Raw genomic sequence first — 15,883 nt, 5'->3', positions numbered from 1 at the left:
CAGCGGCCCGTAGCTCTCATCGAGGCGCCCCACGCATGAACGGCGCCGGGTATGCGGGCCGCGGGTTCTCGTCGCCGAGCCATTCGGCCAACGTGTCCGCGCGCGATGTCAGTGCCCGAGTCGCGGCGCGGGGCAGTCGCTCGAACGAATGGATCTCCACCGATCCGTCCGGCTGGCGCGACCAACCTCCGACGATCCGACCGTCCCACCACGCGGTTTGCCCGCCGTTGCCGTTCGAATCGAAGACGTGCTCGCCGTGCTCACCGAGGTAGAAGGCGCGTTGCTTGTGACCCATCGTCGTCGGGTCGAGCTCGGGGAGCAGCACCGCCTGCGGTTCCACGGCGCCGACTTCTTCGGTGTCGTCGGCGTGCACGTAGCCGACCGATCCGTCGTCGAGGTCGACCTCGACGACGTCGAGCTGCGCAAGTGCCGCTCGCACAGCGGTTTTGGTACTCCCGAGCCACCAGACGATATCGGTCTCGGTACCCGGTCCGAAGGCACGCAGCCACCTGTCGATCATTCTGACGTGGCCGGTCTCGATGTCGGGCGAATCGAGCGGTTCTTCGAGCCACTGCTCCATCCCGACCCACAGCGGCTTGGACCGATGCCAGGGACCGTCGTTGGGGCCGCGGACGATCTCGCCGGCTGCACTCATCATGTTCAGGACACGCGGTGCCATGGGAATCGTTCCGCCCCAAGACTTTCCCGTGCCGACGGTCACTCGACCATCGAGTTCCGGTAGCGCCTTGCGCAATTGGGTCGTGCTGCGTGGAACACCGTCGGACACCAGCCGCGCCACCGCCGCCCGCGCCGTGTCGATCCAGCCGTCGGGATCGGGAAAGTCGCTGCTGCGCCGCAGGTCTCGCAGCATGTTGGTCCGTTCCGACGCGGTGACGCGCGGACCGACAGCGCCGACGGCGTCGCGCAGGGTCTCCCTCGGCAGAACAAACATGGTGCGGCGCATGGCAAGTTGTCGGACCAGGCTGCGGTCGTCGTAGAGTGCGGCGTCGAGGTCGGCGGGCACGAAGCCCGGCATCCGCGCCCACGTCGACAGATAGACCGTCGACCACGTGGTCGCGTGCAGCCCGACCATCGACTGCGCGACGTCGACGGGCGTCGCGGCCGAGAAATCTTCGGCAAGTCGGTGCCTGCGCATGAGGCGAGCTCGACGCTCGGAATCGGAGATGTGCGGTCGGTGCGCCGAGCTCATCGGACCGCGGTCACGCGGGAAGTGCAGCGACAGCGTCGATTTCGACGACCTGCTCGTCGTACGGCAACACCGTGACCCCCACCATCATGGCCGGCGGCACTGACTCACCGAGTTCTGCGACGACCGCGTCCCACGCGACGGCGAGGTCGGCCTGGAGATGCTCGGCCACATAGATCGTCAGCTTGGCGAGATCAGCGGGTGTCGCGCCGCGCTCGGCGAGCAGTGCCGACAGGTTCTCCAGACACCGGCGAGTCTGCCCGACGACGTCGTTGGCCGCGACGACGACGCCCTCTTCGTCGAGCGGCGAGATTCCCGCGGTGAACAGCAGCGGCCCCGCGCTCACTGTCGCGCTGTAGGGGAATCCGCCGTTGTGGAGCACCGACGAGCCGTTGAGCGTGATCCGGGTCATGCCACGATCGTATGCCCCTCGCTGATCGAGCGCCCCCACCGCTGATCGAGCCTTACCCGCTGATCGAGCCCTACCCGCTGATCGAGCCTGTCGAGATCACCCCCCACCGCTGATCGAGCGCCCCCACCGCTGATCGAGCGCCCCCACCGCTGATCGAGCTTGTCGAGATCACCCCCTGGCGAGACCTCAGCTCTTCAGCCGCGCGTCGAGCCAGTCGATCGTCTGCATCCCAAAGAGGTCGGTGCCCCAGCCGTACATGTTGGTCAGGAAGTGCAGCATGCTGCAGTCCGTCGGCTGGTAGTCGACGCGGGTGCCGCCCGCGCGGTACGTCGCGGCGAGCTTGCGCGAATCCGCGGCGGGCACCAGCGACATCGGCGAGTCGTCCTTGGCGCAGGAGGCGATCAGCACCGGCGACTTCGGCGACCGTGTACCCAGCAGGTTGTCGCGGTAGACGTGCTGGAACTCGGGGATGTCGGCCGGGCTCTTGCCGCCCTTGAACAGCGTGCGCAGCGGCACGAACGGCGTGCCGAAGTAGGCGGGCGTCTGACACTGCGTGCGGAACACGTCGGCGAGCGCCTTGCCCGCGGGCGTCAGCTTGTCGTCGATCTTCATCTCCGGGTACCGCGGCTCGAGCCCGAGCAGCGTCGCAAACGCGAAGCCCGAACCGACCGAGCCGTCGGAGGTACGGATGAAGTTGCGCTGGTTGACCACCATGCCCTCGAGCACGGTGCCCTTGATGTTCAACTCGGGCGCGTAAGCCGCGGCCTTCTCTGCGCCGAACGCAGCGCCGACGCCGCCCCCGGCAATCCCGAAGATCGCCTTGGGAGCGCTCTTCGACAGTCCCGCCGGTCGATGGTCGAGCGCTGCGCGCATGCCGTCGAGCAGAGCGTTTCCACCGAACTTGCCCGCAAAGACGCCGTGCGGATTGGGATCACCGTCGTTGCCGACGTCGCTGATCATCACCGCATAGCCCTTGCCGAACATCTGCGCGAGCGGTCCGAGCGCCGACCACGACGCACCGTCGAGCGGATCGGCTCCGGTCCACATCGACGACGGGTGGCAGTACGCACCGACGCTGTCATTGGCGAACTGATAGCCGACGAGCGGCCGGGTCGCGTTGTCGCGGCCGTCGACCGGCACCATCAGGATTCCCGTGCTGAGCTCGGGTTCGTCGTGCAGTCCGCGCGTGACGTACATCAACTTGTAGGCGTCGAGGTTGCCAGGGCGGAATCCGGTGAACTGGACGTCGACCTTCTTGGCCTTGAGCACGGTGCCCGGCTTCTCGTCGCCACGCAGACGCGGCTCGGCGTAGAACGGGTCGCCGGAAGTGAGTGGCTTGATCACCTCATCGGGACTCGCCGGCCTGCCGTTGGTGAACGTGCCGACGACGTAACCGTTGAAGATCTCATCGAGTCCCGGTGTGCGATTGGGTGGGGCGGCGTGGGCGGCGGGTGCCGACAGCACCGCTCCCGCAAGCGCTGCGACGGCGAGAACCACGCCGAGTGCGCCGCGTCGTCGGTTGCCGCGCAACACCTTTGGTGTGTGACTCACTGGTAGCTCACCTTCGTCGTCTCCAGGGCGGACTGCAGCATCGGCGCGATGTTCCACATCGGCCGGTGGCTCTCCAACTGCTGGTCATACGGTTTGCGCAGCGTCGCGGAGAGCTCTGGCCAGTGATTGTTGACCTGCAGCTTGTACTTGGGCAGCAACTGATCGGTGATGTATGCCCACCGTTCGGGGAAGACCGACCAGTTCCAATTCGGCAGTGGCACAGTCAATGTCGCCGGACGCCCGTTCGGCGCGGTCCCGTGAATCTCGATCGAGCGGAACGAGCGCGGCGCGACAACGCCTGCCACAGAAGGCGATCCGGCAACGGTGCTCGCATACGTCATCGCCTCGCCGACGTCGCCCTTGTAGGCACGCGTCGCGTCCCACTGAGCCTTGATGACCTCGCCCTGCTCGCGACGCAGCAGTCGCGCGTTGCCCGCGGCGATCGCGTCGGGTTGCTTGGAGGCGATCTGCTGCCAGGCACGCAGGATCTCGCCGTCGAACAGGCCCGCACGGTGCATCTCGTCGAGAGCGGGCAGTCCGCCGACGACGTAGGCGCGGTGCATCGGCATGAGGTCGGAGAAGATGTTCTTCTGCATCACCAGGATGTCGCCCTGGATCTTGCGCAGGTCGTCTGCGGAGATGGTCGCTCCGACACGTGCCAGCGCACGCAGGCCGCGGGGCAGTTTGTCGACGAAGACCGGGCCGAGGGTCGTATTGGTCTGTCCGACAATCGCATTGGCGATCGGCTGCAGGCGGGCGAAGTCGTAGATGTTGGTCGCGAGCTCGAAGTCGAGGAGCCCGCCACCGAAGTCGGCGCCGACGAGCCCACCCATTCCCGCCCACTGCAGTTCACGATGCGACAGTTGCAGGTTCTCGTAGAACCGGTACGAGCGAACCAGATTCTGCCGATTGGCGCTCACACCTGCCCGCGGGTTCCACGACGCGAGATCGATCCCCGCGGCCTTCGTGGTGTCGGCGAGCCAGTATTGGAAGAGCAGCGCGCGATACGACGACGGCGCGATCGAGCGACTACGCGCTTCTTCGAGTAGCGAGCGGAGCACCGTCGGATCGGTGGGCAACGCGGGGTTCACACCACCGGGCCCGTTCGACGCGTCTCGGTTGACGAGCGGCAGGTTCAGAACTCTGTCGAGTCGATCACTCGCCGACGCCTGCGGCGTCGCCGCGACCACTCCGACGAATCCGAGCGTGACAACCACTGCTGCGAGCAGAGATGTCCCCAAGAATCTGCGCATTGTTCCCCTCCACGTCATCCCCTACTTACTTGCAAGTAAGAAGAGTCTGAGACGCGAGGTTAATGCCGTCTCATTCGAGAACGCAAATCTGCTGCGCTCAGGTTGATCTTTCGCCTGCGGGAGACGGTTGCTCAGCGAAACCCGAGAACCTCGTCGCCCCATGCTTCACGCAGCGGTCCGTCGAGATCGTCGACGACGCTGTCGTGAGCGTCGATGACCAGCGTCGCGCGACGGTCGGTGGTGAACGTCGGCCACGAGGGCGTTGCCGAGTCGAGACGGGAGTTCGGGTCGCCGTCGCGGATGAACGAACCCCACCGAGCCTGCATGTCCGCGGCGATCCGCTCACCGACCCGTCTGCCGCCGAGCCAGAACTGGAAGCCGGCCTTGCCGCTCGGAAAGTAGCCGAACAGATACGGCACCTCGGTGGCGTGCGACGCACGAATCCCGATGGCCCGCAACAGCCTTGTCGACCAGTCGAATCGATAGAGATGCACCGGAGCGACTCCCGCGTGACCCTCCGCGGCCCACACCGTCGGCATCCTGAACGCCATGTCGCGCGCGACGTCGAGGCCCATGGACTTCGCCTTCGCGCCCGGATACGCTGCCGCGACGCGCTCGGCCGTGGGGATCGAGACCTCCGGATACTCCGACGCGATCGCGGTGAACATCTGCACGATCGCGGGCTCACTGATGGGCAGCAATGGCGATTTCATGAACTTGAAGAGCGCGGCCTCGTCGCGATTGGTGCCGATGAGAAGTGGAATCGGCAGCGACTCGCCATCTCGGTAGACGTCGATCGGATGTCGCGGCACCAGATCGCCGTCGACCACCGGCGAGAAGGGGATGGTGCCCGGATGTGCGGCAGGCACCCCGGTGAATGCCTTCATCGTGGCGGCAACCAACTTGTCGGTGTCCAACGCAGCAAAGCTCTCGATGTCGCCACACGTTCCTCCGACAGCGGCGGTCAACCGCTCGACGACGAACCGTGCGCGCGCCCTGTCGTACACCGAGGTCACCGGGGAGCTCTGCGCGACGGCGCGGTGGAAGAGTCCTCGAGCGAGCGGCATCGTCAGCAGCGTCGTCACCATTCCGCCGCCGGCGGACTCGCCCGCGACCGTGACATTGTCCGGATCGCCGCCGAACGCGTCGATGGTGTCGGCCACCCAGCGCAGCGCGGTGAGGACATCGCTGAGGCCAGCGTTGGATTCGTATCGTCCACCGGCGGAGGCAGTGGGACCGGCCGCACCAGCCGTACCGGGCCCCGGAGCGCCGAGGTCGGCAAAGCCGAGAGCACCGAGACGGTAGTTCAGCGTCACCACCACGATGTTCTGCGTCGACGCGAGATGCGCGCCGTCGTAGATGGGTGTGTGCCCGCGCCGAAAACGTATGCGCCACCGTGAATCCACACAATGACCGGCAGTCGACGGCCATCGCCTGCCGCTCCCTGCGGCGCCCAGACATTGAGGAACAGGCAGTCCTCGCTCTTGACGGCGTCGGGTGACAAGGGGACGCCCGGGTTCACTTGCTGGGGCGCCACAGACCCGAACGTCGTCGCGTCGACGGTTCCCGACGTCGGCTCGAGCGGTCGCGCGCGGCGCCACCGTAGATCGCCCGTCGGCGGTGTTGCGTATCGGATGCCACGCCAGACATCGACGTTGCCGGTCGTCTGACCCCGGTAGACCGTCTGGCCGGCCACTGCGTCGGCTGCACTGTTCACGCCGCAATGATAGGGAGCCGTTGGCGGTTCGGCCTGCTGGTTTGTGCCAAAGGATCATCCGACCCCACACTTACGCGGGACATCGGATACGGGGCCCGGTCTGGGGAATCAGGCGTCGCGAGACACAACCGGGACGGGTGGAGCCCCCTGTCGGGATTGAACCGACGACCGCTCGCTTACAAGGCGAGTGCTCTACCACTGAGCTAAGGAGGCATGCGTGCGTGAGTATATCGGGCGCGCTGTCCGCCGCCTCACCGGGACGAGGCAGGCGACGATCGACACGATCGAACCGGGCAGCATCATGGTGGCACCGCGCCGCCCGATCGACCGGTTCGACGTCGGCGCGATCACCGAGGTGCTCGACCTCGCGACCAAGATCGGTGCCGTGCTCCTCGACTCGGGAACCGGCGCGATAGACACCTCCTCGCAAATCCGGTTCGTCGCGAGCATCTACGGCGTCGAGGATGTCGACGTCGACGTCACGTACAACACGATCGTCGTCGTAGCCCGACGTGGTGCGACCCTTCCCCCGATCACGACGATGCAGACGGTGCACTACCGGTCGCTCGACTTCACGCGCCTCGCAGCCGTCGACCGGCTGGTTCGTCGCATTCGCGACTCGGCGATCACACCGTCGACGGCACACCGGATCGTCGACCAGATCATCGCGGCCAAACACCCCTACCCGTACTGGGTCTCGACGTTCGCGTGGGGCCTCATGGCGTCGGGCATCTCGGTGCTTCTCGGCGGTGACGTGGTCGTGGCGGTCCTCGCCTGGCTCACCACCGTCGTCACGGTCACGTTCAACCGCCGACTCAACAGGATCGGCACACCGATCTTCTTCCAGCAGGTCGCAGGCGGATTCATCGCCGTCGTACCCGCTGCGCTCGTGTACGAACTCGGCGAGAAGACCGGGTGGCAAAGCCTGTCGATCACCCCGTCTCAGGTCATCGCCGCGGGGATCGTCGTGCTGCTGTCCGGCCTCTCGCTGGTCGGTTCGGTGCAGGACGCCATCACCGGTGCGCCGATCACCGGCGTCGCGCGCTTCTTCGAACTGCTGCTCATGACCGGCGGCATCATCGCGGGCGTCGGTATCGGATTGCGCCTGATGAGTTCGGTCGGCATCTACCTGCCGACGATCACCTCGTCGACGGAGTTCGCACCTGTCGACGTCCCCATCCGCGTCGCGTCAGGCGCAATCGCGGCCTTCGCGTTCGCGCTCGCCAGTTATGCGGAGCGTCGTGCGCTGCCCATCGCGTTCCTGGGCGGTCTCATCGGCGCAGGCGTCGCGGCAGCGGCGTCGTTCCTGCCGGTCGGCGACGTCATCGCCGCGGGACTCGCCGCCACCTGCGTCGGCCTCGTCGGCGGTCTGCTGGCCCGCCGCGCGCTGGTTCCGCCGCTGGTCGTCGCGATCGCGGGCATCACTCCCCTGCTTCCCGGTCTCGCCGTCTACCGCGCCCTCTACGGCGTGCTCAACGACCAGACGCTCACCGGACTCACCTGGATGGCCGCGGCGCTCGGCGTCGGCTGCGCACTGGCCGCGGGCGTCACGCTCGGAGAGTTCGTCGCCCGCACGCTGCGACGCCCCCGCCTGCCCGTCGCACCCGACTGGGCGCGCCGCCGTCGCGAGGCACGCGCCGCACGACGACGCTGGTAAGGTGTCCGGCCCGACGAGGTCTTGCAGTACAGCCCATCGCCAGCGGGTAAGATCGGGTGTTGCGCACAGCACAACCTCGCGCAACAGCAAGCCGAGAGGACGAGATGCCCCCCAAGACCACTGACATCGCCGACGAAGAGCTGGAGCCGGTGGCCGACGAGACCGCCAACTCCGCACGCCGCGTTGTCGCCGCCTACGCCACCGACGCCGACGAGTGCCGGATGCTGCTGTCCATGTTGGGGATCGCTCCGGGCGAGAACGCCTGAGTCGTGAACCCGGGATCCGAAGAGGTATCCGAGCGTTCCGACACCGACGCACCCGCAACGTCAGGCGTGCACAACACGGAGGCCACCTTCGGCGCACGCCTCCCCGAACCCGGCGATTCCCGCTTGGGTCCGGCCGGTTCATCCGACGACCCGGGTTCTGAGTTCGTCGTCGTCGCCAATCGACTGCCCGTAGACAAGGTGGTCGACGCCGACGGCAACGTCACCTGGAAGCGCAGTCCCGGCGGCCTGGTCACGGCGCTCGAGCCGATCCTGCGCAAGCACAAGGGCGCATGGGTCGGATGGTCGGGAGCTGCCGAATCCGACACCGAGGAAGCCGAGGTCGACGGCATCAGCATCCGCTCGGTCCCGCTCTCGGCCGAGGAGATCGCCGAATACTACGAGGGCTTCTCCAACGCCACGCTGTGGCCGCTCTACCACGACGTGATCGTCAAGCCCGAGTACCACCGCGAGTGGTGGAACGCCTACGTCGAGATCAATCGCCGATTCGCGGAGGCGACGTCGAAGGCCGCCGCGCACGGGGCGATCGTGTGGGTGCAGGATTATCAGCTTCAGCTCGTCCCGAAGATGCTGCGCATGCTGCGCCCCGATCTACGCATCGGCTTCTTCCTCCACATCCCGTTCCCGCCGGTCGAACTGTTCATGCAGTTGCCGTGGCGCACCGAGATCATCGAAGGCCTCCTCGGGGCCGACCTCATCGGGTTCCATCTTCCGGGCGGCGCACAGAACTTCCTCTACCTGGCCCGACGCCTCGCCGGCCAGGCCACGAGCAAGGGCACTGTCGGCGTCCGGTCGCGCTTCGGCGTGGTGCAGGTCGGTTTCCGGACCGTTCGCGTCGGCGCTTTCCCGATCTCGATCGACTCCGGAGAACTCGACACCCAGTCGAAATCCAAGGACATCCGATCCCGCGCCCGCGACATCCGCAAGGAACTCGGCAATCCCAAGACCATCCTGCTCGGCGTCGACCGACTCGACTACACCAAGGGCATCGACGTCCGGCTGCGCGCGCTGTCGGAACTGCTCGACGAGGGTCGCATCGATCCACACGACACCGTCATGATCCAGCTCGCGACCCCGAGCCGCGAGCGCGTCGAGAGCTACGTCCGCATGCGGGCAGGAATCGAGCAGCTCGTCGGAAACATCAACGGGCAGTACGGCGAAGTGGGCCATCCGGTGGTGGAGTACCTCAATCGGTCGGTGCCCCGCAACGACCTACTCGCCTACTACGTGGTGGCAGACGTCATGCTCGTCACGCCGTTGCGCGACGGGATGAACCTCGTCGCCAAGGAGTACGTCGCATGTCGCAGCGACCTGGGTGGTGCGCTGGTTCTGAGTGAATTCACCGGTGCCGCAGCGGAATTGCGCACCGCCTATCAGGCGAACCCGTACGACCTCGACGGCGTGAAGGACGCGATCGTCGCAGCCGTCGAGCAGACACAGGCCGAAGGCAAGCGTCGTATGCGGGCCCTACGCAGGCAGGTACTCACCCACGACGTCGAGAAATGGGCGAAGAGTTTCCTCGACACCCTCACGTCGACAACGGAGACCACGTCGTCGGCCAATCGCGGAGTCCAACTCGTCTCCAGCGGCAGCACAGACGACACCGACCGTGGGGACGAGAATTCGTGAGCGACACGGGAATTCCCGACGACCTGCGTGACGCCGTCGCACACACGGTCACCGTGTCTCGACTCTTGGTGTCGAGCGACTACGACGGCTGCATCGCGCCCATCGTGTCGCGTCCGCAAGACGCCAAGCCCAACGAGGCGTCGATCTCGGCGATCCGCGCCGCGGGTGCGCTACGCGACACCGAGGCCGCGGTCATCTCTGGCCGATCGCTTCACGACCTACGCGCACTGTCGGGTCTCGACGACGACTCGGTCACCTTGGTCGGCAGCCACGGCACCGAGTTCACCACCGGGTTCGGCGAGCAGGTCACCGACGACGAGCGAGCGCTCCTCGATCGAATCGTCAAGGCGTTCAATGAGATCGCCGACACCCATCCGGGTACGACGGTCGAGGTGAAGCCGATCAGCGCCGCACTGCACGTGCGCAATGCGGAACCCGACGTCGCCGATGACGCCCTCGCGAAGGCGCGGTCCGGGCCCGCGTCGTGGCCGGGGGTTCAGGTCACCGAGGGCAAGATGGTCATCGAGCTCGCGGTCATCGAGACCAGCAAGGGTCACGCACTCGACATATTGGAGACCCAGTTCGGTTCGGACGCAACGGTCTACATCGGCGACGACGTGACAGACGAGAAGGCGTTCGCGCACCTCACCGGCGAGAATGACATCAGCGTCAAGGTGGGCGACGGCGACACCGGCGCCCGCTACCGGATCGCCGACACCGACGACGTCGCAACACTTCTCGCGCTCGTCGTCGAGTTACGTAAGCAAGCCCTCTAGGCTCTACTTACGCCGGTGCGGCGACCGGGTCGATCAGCGGGTCGTCGTGCGCGGAGCGCTTGTCGGTTTCGCGGATCACCTTGTGGACAAAGCCGAGCTTGCTGACGACCGGTTGGGGGATGACGAACGGGTACAGGGGCCGCGCACCCATCGCCTGATTGACACGGTTGAACATGGTGCCCAACCACTTCCAGTCGTACAGGAGACGTTCGATGGGTTGGTCGGCGTAGGACTCCAGCGGGATGATGTCGCGGTCCATCGCGAAACGCACCTGGTCATTGTCGAGCCGAACGCCCGATTCCCGTGCGGTGTCGATGGTTCCGGTGATGTGCAAATAGTGGGCGAAGCATTCCGCGAAGTCTTCCCACGGGTGCATCGTCGCGTACTCGGAGATGTAGGACTCGGCCCAGTCGGCAGGCGCGCCGAACTTGTAGTGACGGTCGATGGCGTCGCTGTAGCTCGCACGTTCGTCGCCGAACAGTTCACGGCACTTCTCGAGGTATAGGTCGGCGCCCTCGCCGTTCTCGACGAGAATGCTCTCGTAGTAGTGGCCCACCTCGTGCCGGAAGTGTCCGAGCATCGTCCGGTACGCCTCGCCCAGATCCACGCGCAGCCGCTCGCGATACGCGTCAAGGGTCTCGGAGAGGTCGATGGTGACGACGCCGTTGGCGTGCCCGATCGTCACCGGCCTGCCGAGCGTCTGGCTCGACAGCAGATCGAAAGCCAGCCCGCCGTCGGTGCGCCAGAACGGTTCGACGGGCAGGCCGAGGTCGACGAGCTGATAGACCAGCATGCGCAGATCCGACAGCGCAGATGGTAGCTTCTCGCGACCGATCGGGTCGTCGGCGTCGGGGATCTTGCGCAGCAGCGAATCGGGGAAGCACCGACCGCGCATCCCCGCGTCCTCCTCGGAGAACTCGGCAGGGGTCATCCAGTTGCAGCCGCTGTCCCAATTGATGCAGCGCACCCAGCGTGCGCCGTCGATGTCGACGCCGTCGTCGGAGGCGACGACCAGTGATCTACTCGGCAGGTGGATACCGACCGTCGTGCCGCAGTTGGGGCATTGCTGTCCGAGAAAGCCCGACAGCGCATTACAGATGGGACATGTCAGTGCATGCATGGGTTCATCGTATGCTGATGCGCTCTTTTCCACTGTCAATGGGCAGCTCGCCACGGACTGTCGCCATGACCTGGTAGTTGTCCAGCGAGATCGAGCCGTTGTGGTTGTCGAGGAAAGCGGTGTCGGCGGCGTCGCGACCGGTGGCGATGCGCACGAGGCTCTGTCGAGGTGACAGCTTTGTTGCATCGACCACGACCCACTGCCCCTCGATCAGCGCCTCGGCGACCGCGTGGAAGTCCATCGGGTCGCACCCGGGCGCGTACACGGCGACCAACCGGGCGGGAATGTTCAACGCGCGCAACAGCGCGACGACGAGGTGCGCGTAGTCGCGGCACACACCCGCACCTGCGAGCAGCGTGTCGACGGCGCCGTCGATCGGGTCGCTGGCACCGGGGATGTAGTCGAGGCGGTCTTCGACGAATGCGGTCACCTGATCGAGGAGCTCACCCGCGGGGAGCGAGGCGTCGAACTGTCCGGCGGCAAACCCGAAGAACTTGTCGCACTCGGCATATCGGCTGGGGCGCAGGTACATCGAACGGTCCGTCGGCGCGACCGCCACCGGATCGGCCGGTGCGGTCACGGACGCGGTGTAATTGACGGCGACGACACCCGACTCCACGTTCAGCCGATGGATTCGACCGCCGTGCGGATCGATGATCTCCTCCGGGGTGATCTCGTCGCCGTTGACGGCTACGACGAGCTTCTCGTCGAGCTCGATGCCGGGCATTTTCGCCACGGCAATCTGCATCTCGAGTTCGGTCGGTGCGGTCACAGAAATCGACATGGTTGCGGAGACGTCACGCGGCAGCGTCAGGGGGGAGCTCGACATATCGCTCACTGTAAGGGCGAATTGCCCATCACGCGTAATCGAGCGTCACATCTGCGCTCTTGCCCTGCGCACCGCACGCCGTTTGGGCGTCGGGTCGGGACGGACCTCTACGAGAGCGAGGCGACCGGATCTGCGTAGATCACGCTGAGCGCCACCACAATTGCCGCGCCCTCGGGCACCGTGACCCCGAACAGGGACGGCGTGAGTTCCATCGGCCAGTCCGTCTTCGACGCGGCGTCGAACGCCGCCTGCACCGGCGCGAGGCCGTGGGGATGCGCGGCGAAGGCGTCGCCCGCGACGACGACCGAATCCGGATTGAGCGCATCACGGAACGTCGCGACAACCTCGCCGAGAATGCGTGCGCGTTCGTCGACGATCGGTGATGCGTCCGGCGAGATCCCCAATCGCCGCGCCGCCCGCAACGTCGGCTCGCTGCCGATGACGTCGGATAGTGTTGCGGCTCGCCCCGGACACAGCACCGGGGCGTCTACTCTCACATGCGCGATGCTGCCCGCGCCCCGTGCGGGGATGTGGACGCGCCCGTTGAGCGTCATGGCCATACCGGTGGTCTCGCGCGCATAGAAGAACAGGCCGGAAGCGGCGTCGACAATCGTCTGGCCGAGCAGCAGTTCGGCCGCCGCCATGGCCTCGACATGTTCGCAGACCGACACCGGCACGCCCAGTGCGTCTGCCAGCGCCGGTCCGAGCCGTGCGCGGTGCCACCCGAGTATCGGATGATCGACCGTGCCCGACGCCGCGTCGACCGAACCGCCGACGGCCGCCCCACCCCAGAGCAGGCGTCGTCCCGAGAAGCGGTCGGCGAGTTCGCGAAGTTGTCCGCAGAGTTCGGCGAGGGCGGTGTCGGCGTCGCCGTGCGGGGTGAGGACCGCATGGCTGTAGAGGGGGCGCCCGCCCAGATCCACGATGGTTAAAAGGGTGCGCCGCGCTCCGATATGCATGCCGGCAGCACACAGCGTGTCGCGGTCGAGGGTGAGTGGATTCTTGGGGCGCCCGATACTGCCGGGACTGACGAGGTCTGGCCGCTCGGTGACCAAACCCTGACCCGCCAGGGCTGTGACCTGGCGATTGATGGTTGCCGGGGACAACCCCGTGATGTCGGCAAGTCGGTCACGGGTGATCGGCGCACTGACCCGGATTGCGTGCAGCACGGCTGCAGCAGGCGTCGAGCCTATCTGCAATGTCGCCGGGACGACTCCACGCAACATGCGCTGAATGTAGCAGCGCACCGACGACTGACAGCAGCACCCCGCGCAGCGACGTCGGTCGGACGGCTCGGACTCGATAAAGTGAAGCCCATGACCACACCTTCCGACGACCCGACCACGACCTCGCCCGACGTCGAGCCCATCGCAGCGCACATAGACGACGCGAAGGTCGCCGTGGTGACCGGAGCCAGCTCAGGTATCGGCGAGGCGATCGCTCGCACGCTCGCGGCGCAGGGCTACCACGTGGTCGTCGGTGCGCGTCGCGTCGACCGCATCACCGAGCTCGCGGCCGAAATCGGCGGCACCGGAAGGCAACTCGACATCACAGACGACGAGTCGGTCGCCCGATTCGTCGACGGTCTCGACCGCGTCGACCTGCTCGTCAACAACGCGGGAGGCGCGAAGGGACTCGACCCGGTCGCGACAGCAGACCTCGACGACTGGCGCTGGATGTGGGAGACCAACGTCCTCGGCACGCTGCGGGTCACCAAAGCCCTGCTGCCCGCGCTGGAGGCGTCGGGCGACGGTCTGATCGTCACGATCACCTCCACCGCGGCGCTCGAGGTCTACGACAACGGCGCCGGCTACACGTCGGCGAAGCACGCAGAGGGCGTGCTGCACCGCACGCTGCGTTTCGAGTTGTTGGGCAAGCCGATTCGGCTCACCGAGATCTGCCCGGGGATGGTCGAGACCGACTTCTCGCTCGTACGTTTCGGCGGCGACAAAGACCGCGCCGACGCCGTCTACTCGGGAGTGACCCCGCTGACCGCGGGCGACATCGCCGAGGTCGTCGGATTCGTCGCCTCCCGACCCGCGCACGTCGACCTCGACCAGATCGTCATCCGGCCACGCGATCAGGCGTCGTCGCGCCGCAACGTTCGTACCGGGTAGGACCGATCAGTCCGTCTCGGCTCAGTTGGGGGCGCCCACCGACGTCGGGGCACCCTTGGGTGTCGCAGGGGCCGACGCCGTGCGCGGCTCACCCTTGATGGCCGACATCGACTTCCAGGTCGGCCAGTCGAAGATCCAGTCGAAGATGTCGCCGTCGGCCTCCGACAGGTCGATCCGCGTGCCGGTCACCTCGACGGGGTCGCCGTAGATCGCGGTGTTGAAGTACTGCTGCGCATTCTCGAGCGACAGGTTGATACACCCGTTGGTGACATTCGACGCGCCTTGCACGCCAACGGTTTGCGGGTTGGCATGGATGAACTCGCCGTTGTTGGAGATACGTACGGCCCATCGCTCGCGGATGTTGAAGTACCCGGCGGCCGGGTTGCTCATGTAGAAGTCTTCGTGCTTCTCGCTGACCACATGGATGCCCGAGCGGGTGACGTTGCGGTCGACGTCGCCCTGACCGTAGCTACACGGCAGCGTCATGAGGGTCGCGCCATCGCGCACGACGACGATCTGGTGACTCGACGCCTCGGCCTTGACGATCTGCGAACGCCCGACCACGTAGTCGCTGGTGACGTCGGCCGCGCCGTAAGCGCCGTCGCCGTGGTCGAGCCCGTAGAGCTTGGCCGACATGTGGATCTTGGTGCCGGGAGCCATGTACTCCTTGGACCGCCAATGCACGCGCGAACCGTTGTCCTCGCCGAGCCATGCCCAGCTTCCCTCTGTGGGCGGCTCGGTGGTGAGCGTGAGCGCCTTCTCGACAGCCTCTTTGTTGTCGACCGTGCCGTCGAACTTCAGGATGAGCGGCGCGGCAATGCCGACTTCCTGACCGTCTGCGATGTTGACGACGACGTTGAGCTGCGTCTTCGGGTCCAGAGTGGTGAATTTGCCCTCTACCGGACTGCTCATCCGGTCGTATCCGGTCGCACTGCCCTGCCACGTGTAGGTGGTGCCGTAACCGAGCGGCTCGGTGACCGTGAAGGTCGTGCGGTCGTCGGACATGGTGCCCGCGATGGCCTTGCCCGAGGGGTTGAGGAGCTTCACGTCGGGGTTGAGCACCCCGTCAATGGCCTTGACCTCGACCTTTGCGGTCGGATTCGGCGCAGCCTCATCGGTGAGCGACGGCGTGAACTCGACGCGGACCGTCGGCTTCTTGGGACCGCTCGCTGCTTGGGTGTCGTTCGACTTACCGCACGCCGCGAGCACAACTGCCGCAAGCGTCGCCAAACCACCGGTGGCGAGCACCGTGCGGCGACTGGGCATTACATTCTCGGACATCGAATACACAATAGCGATCGCATATGTGTTAGTGCCGTCGAAGACCTGTG

General features: G+C 66.3%; 15 protein-coding genes and 1 tRNA gene. 5 read left to right on the top strand and 11 right to left on the bottom strand.

The genetic code is table 11. The features are described from left to right. Positions 1–16: 16 nt before the first annotated feature. From ABW18_RS03650 to ABW18_RS03625, 7 genes are all read right to left on the bottom strand, one after another. Positions 17–1,210 (bottom strand): winged helix DNA-binding domain-containing protein, encoded by a 1,194-nt coding sequence (locus ABW18_RS03650; protein WP_049697659.1) that lies wholly within the window; start codon positions 1,208–1,210, stop codon positions 17–19. Positions 1,211–1,220: 10 nt separating this feature from the next. Next, a complete protein-coding gene (locus tag ABW18_RS03645; RefSeq protein ID WP_049697658.1) occupies positions 1,221–1,619 on the bottom strand; it encodes a RidA family protein in 399 nt (132 codons plus the stop codon). A gap of 186 nt (positions 1,620–1,805) precedes the next feature. Further along, positions 1,806–3,170: a lipase family protein gene (locus ABW18_RS03640; RefSeq protein ID WP_083444300.1), complete on the bottom strand. Its 1,365-nt coding sequence runs from the start codon at positions 3,168–3,170 to the stop codon at positions 1,806–1,808. Continuing rightward, on the bottom strand, positions 3,167–4,423 hold the full coding sequence (locus tag ABW18_RS03635; RefSeq protein ID WP_049697657.1) for a hypothetical protein: 1,257 nt from the start codon (positions 4,421–4,423) through the stop codon (positions 3,167–3,169). The genes ABW18_RS03640 and ABW18_RS03635 overlap by 4 nt, the downstream gene beginning before the upstream one ends. A gap of 131 nt (positions 4,424–4,554) precedes the next feature. Then, a complete protein-coding gene (locus ABW18_RS03630) occupies positions 4,555–5,739 on the bottom strand; it encodes a carboxylesterase/lipase family protein (protein WP_331436418.1) in 1,185 nt (394 codons plus the stop codon). After that, a complete protein-coding gene (locus tag ABW18_RS23350; protein WP_083444299.1) occupies positions 5,736–6,140 on the bottom strand; it encodes a carboxylesterase family protein in 405 nt (134 codons plus the stop codon). Before ABW18_RS23350 ends, ABW18_RS03630 begins: the two co-directional genes overlap by 4 nt. 138 nt (positions 6,141–6,278) lie before the next feature. Beyond that, positions 6,279–6,353 (bottom strand) — tRNA-Thr (locus tag ABW18_RS03625). A 4-nt stretch (positions 6,354–6,357) separates the two neighbouring features. On the opposite strand from ABW18_RS03625, the gene ABW18_RS03620 reads away from it, so the two are divergent. The 4 genes from ABW18_RS03620 (at position 6,358) to otsB (ending at position 10,486) form a co-directional block, all read left to right on the top strand. Further along, positions 6,358–7,797 carry a threonine/serine exporter family protein gene (locus ABW18_RS03620; RefSeq protein ID WP_049698024.1) on the top strand — a complete coding sequence of 480 codons (1,440 nt, stop codon included), beginning with the start codon at positions 6,358–6,360 and terminating at the stop codon, positions 7,795–7,797. A 104-nt stretch (positions 7,798–7,901) separates the two neighbouring features. Next, on the top strand, positions 7,902–8,063 hold the full coding sequence (locus ABW18_RS22960; RefSeq protein ID WP_005172211.1) for a hypothetical protein: 162 nt from the start codon (positions 7,902–7,904) through the stop codon (positions 8,061–8,063). 123 nt (positions 8,064–8,186) lie between these two features. Beyond that, entirely contained in the window at positions 8,187–9,710 is a 1,524-nt protein-coding gene (locus tag ABW18_RS03615; protein WP_049698023.1) for an alpha,alpha-trehalose-phosphate synthase (UDP-forming), read from the top strand. Continuing rightward, positions 9,707–10,486, top strand: a complete 780-nt coding sequence (gene otsB / locus ABW18_RS03610) for a trehalose-phosphatase (RefSeq protein WP_049697656.1) — start codon at positions 9,707–9,709, stop codon at positions 10,484–10,486. The genes ABW18_RS03615 and otsB overlap by 4 nt, the downstream gene beginning before the upstream one ends. A gap of 7 nt (positions 10,487–10,493) precedes the next feature. Here the strand turns inward: otsB and ABW18_RS03605 are convergent, their stop codons facing one another. From ABW18_RS03605 to ABW18_RS03595, 3 genes are all read right to left on the bottom strand, one after another. Further along, entirely contained in the window at positions 10,494–11,606 is a 1,113-nt protein-coding gene (locus ABW18_RS03605; protein ID WP_049697655.1) for a zinc-binding metallopeptidase family protein, read from the bottom strand. 4 nt (positions 11,607–11,610) lie between these two features. After that, on the bottom strand, positions 11,611–12,435 hold the full coding sequence (locus ABW18_RS03600; protein ID WP_197494476.1) for a transglutaminase-like domain-containing protein: 825 nt from the start codon (positions 12,433–12,435) through the stop codon (positions 11,611–11,613). A gap of 107 nt (positions 12,436–12,542) precedes the next feature. Further along, positions 12,543–13,661, bottom strand: coding sequence for an ROK family transcriptional regulator (locus ABW18_RS03595; protein WP_049697654.1), 1,119 nt, complete (start codon positions 13,659–13,661; stop codon positions 12,543–12,545). A 90-nt stretch (positions 13,662–13,751) separates the two neighbouring features. Here ABW18_RS03595 and ABW18_RS03590 point away from each other — a divergent pair, with 90 nt between their 5' ends. Further along, entirely contained in the window at positions 13,752–14,552 is an 801-nt protein-coding gene (locus ABW18_RS03590) for an SDR family NAD(P)-dependent oxidoreductase (protein ID WP_235434286.1), read from the top strand. Positions 14,553–14,573: 21 nt separating this feature from the next. Here ABW18_RS03590 and ABW18_RS03585 read toward each other — a convergent pair whose 3' ends face one another. Continuing rightward, positions 14,574–15,818, bottom strand: a complete 1,245-nt coding sequence (locus ABW18_RS03585; RefSeq protein WP_152930015.1) for a L,D-transpeptidase — start codon at positions 15,816–15,818, stop codon at positions 14,574–14,576. Between the last annotated feature and the right edge of the window lie 65 nt (positions 15,819–15,883).

Source organism: Gordonia jacobaea (genome assembly GCF_001186365.1).
Lineage (GTDB): Bacteria > Actinomycetota > Actinomycetes > Mycobacteriales > Mycobacteriaceae > Gordonia > Gordonia jacobaea.
The sequence above is the reverse complement of the archived record's forward strand: the minus strand, read 5'-3'. Positions and strand labels throughout refer to the sequence as shown.

Coding starts and splice junctions, on each gene's coding strand:
- ABW18_RS03650 (WP_049697659.1), bottom strand. CDS start 1,210: ATGAGCTCGGCGCACCGACCGCACATCTCCGATTCCGAGCGTCGAGCT.
- ABW18_RS03645 (WP_049697658.1), bottom strand. CDS start 1,619: ATGACCCGGATCACGCTCAACGGCTCGTCGGTGCTCCACAACGGCGGA.
- ABW18_RS03635 (WP_049697657.1), bottom strand. CDS start 4,423: ATGCGCAGATTCTTGGGGACATCTCTGCTCGCAGCAGTGGTTGTCACG.
- ABW18_RS22960 (WP_005172211.1), top strand. CDS start 7,902: ATGCCCCCCAAGACCACTGACATCGCCGACGAAGAGCTGGAGCCGGTG.
- ABW18_RS03605 (WP_049697655.1), bottom strand. CDS start 11,606: ATGCATGCACTGACATGTCCCATCTGTAATGCGCTGTCGGGCTTTCTC.
- ABW18_RS03600 (WP_197494476.1), bottom strand. CDS start 12,435: ATGTCGAGCTCCCCCCTGACGCTGCCGCGTGACGTCTCCGCAACCATG.
- ABW18_RS03595 (WP_049697654.1), bottom strand. CDS start 13,661: ATGTTGCGTGGAGTCGTCCCGGCGACATTGCAGATAGGCTCGACGCCT.
- ABW18_RS03590 (WP_235434286.1), top strand. CDS start 13,752: ATGACCACACCTTCCGACGACCCGACCACGACCTCGCCCGACGTCGAG.
- ABW18_RS03585 (WP_152930015.1), bottom strand. CDS start 15,818: ATGCCCAGTCGCCGCACGGTGCTCGCCACCGGTGGTTTGGCGACGCTT.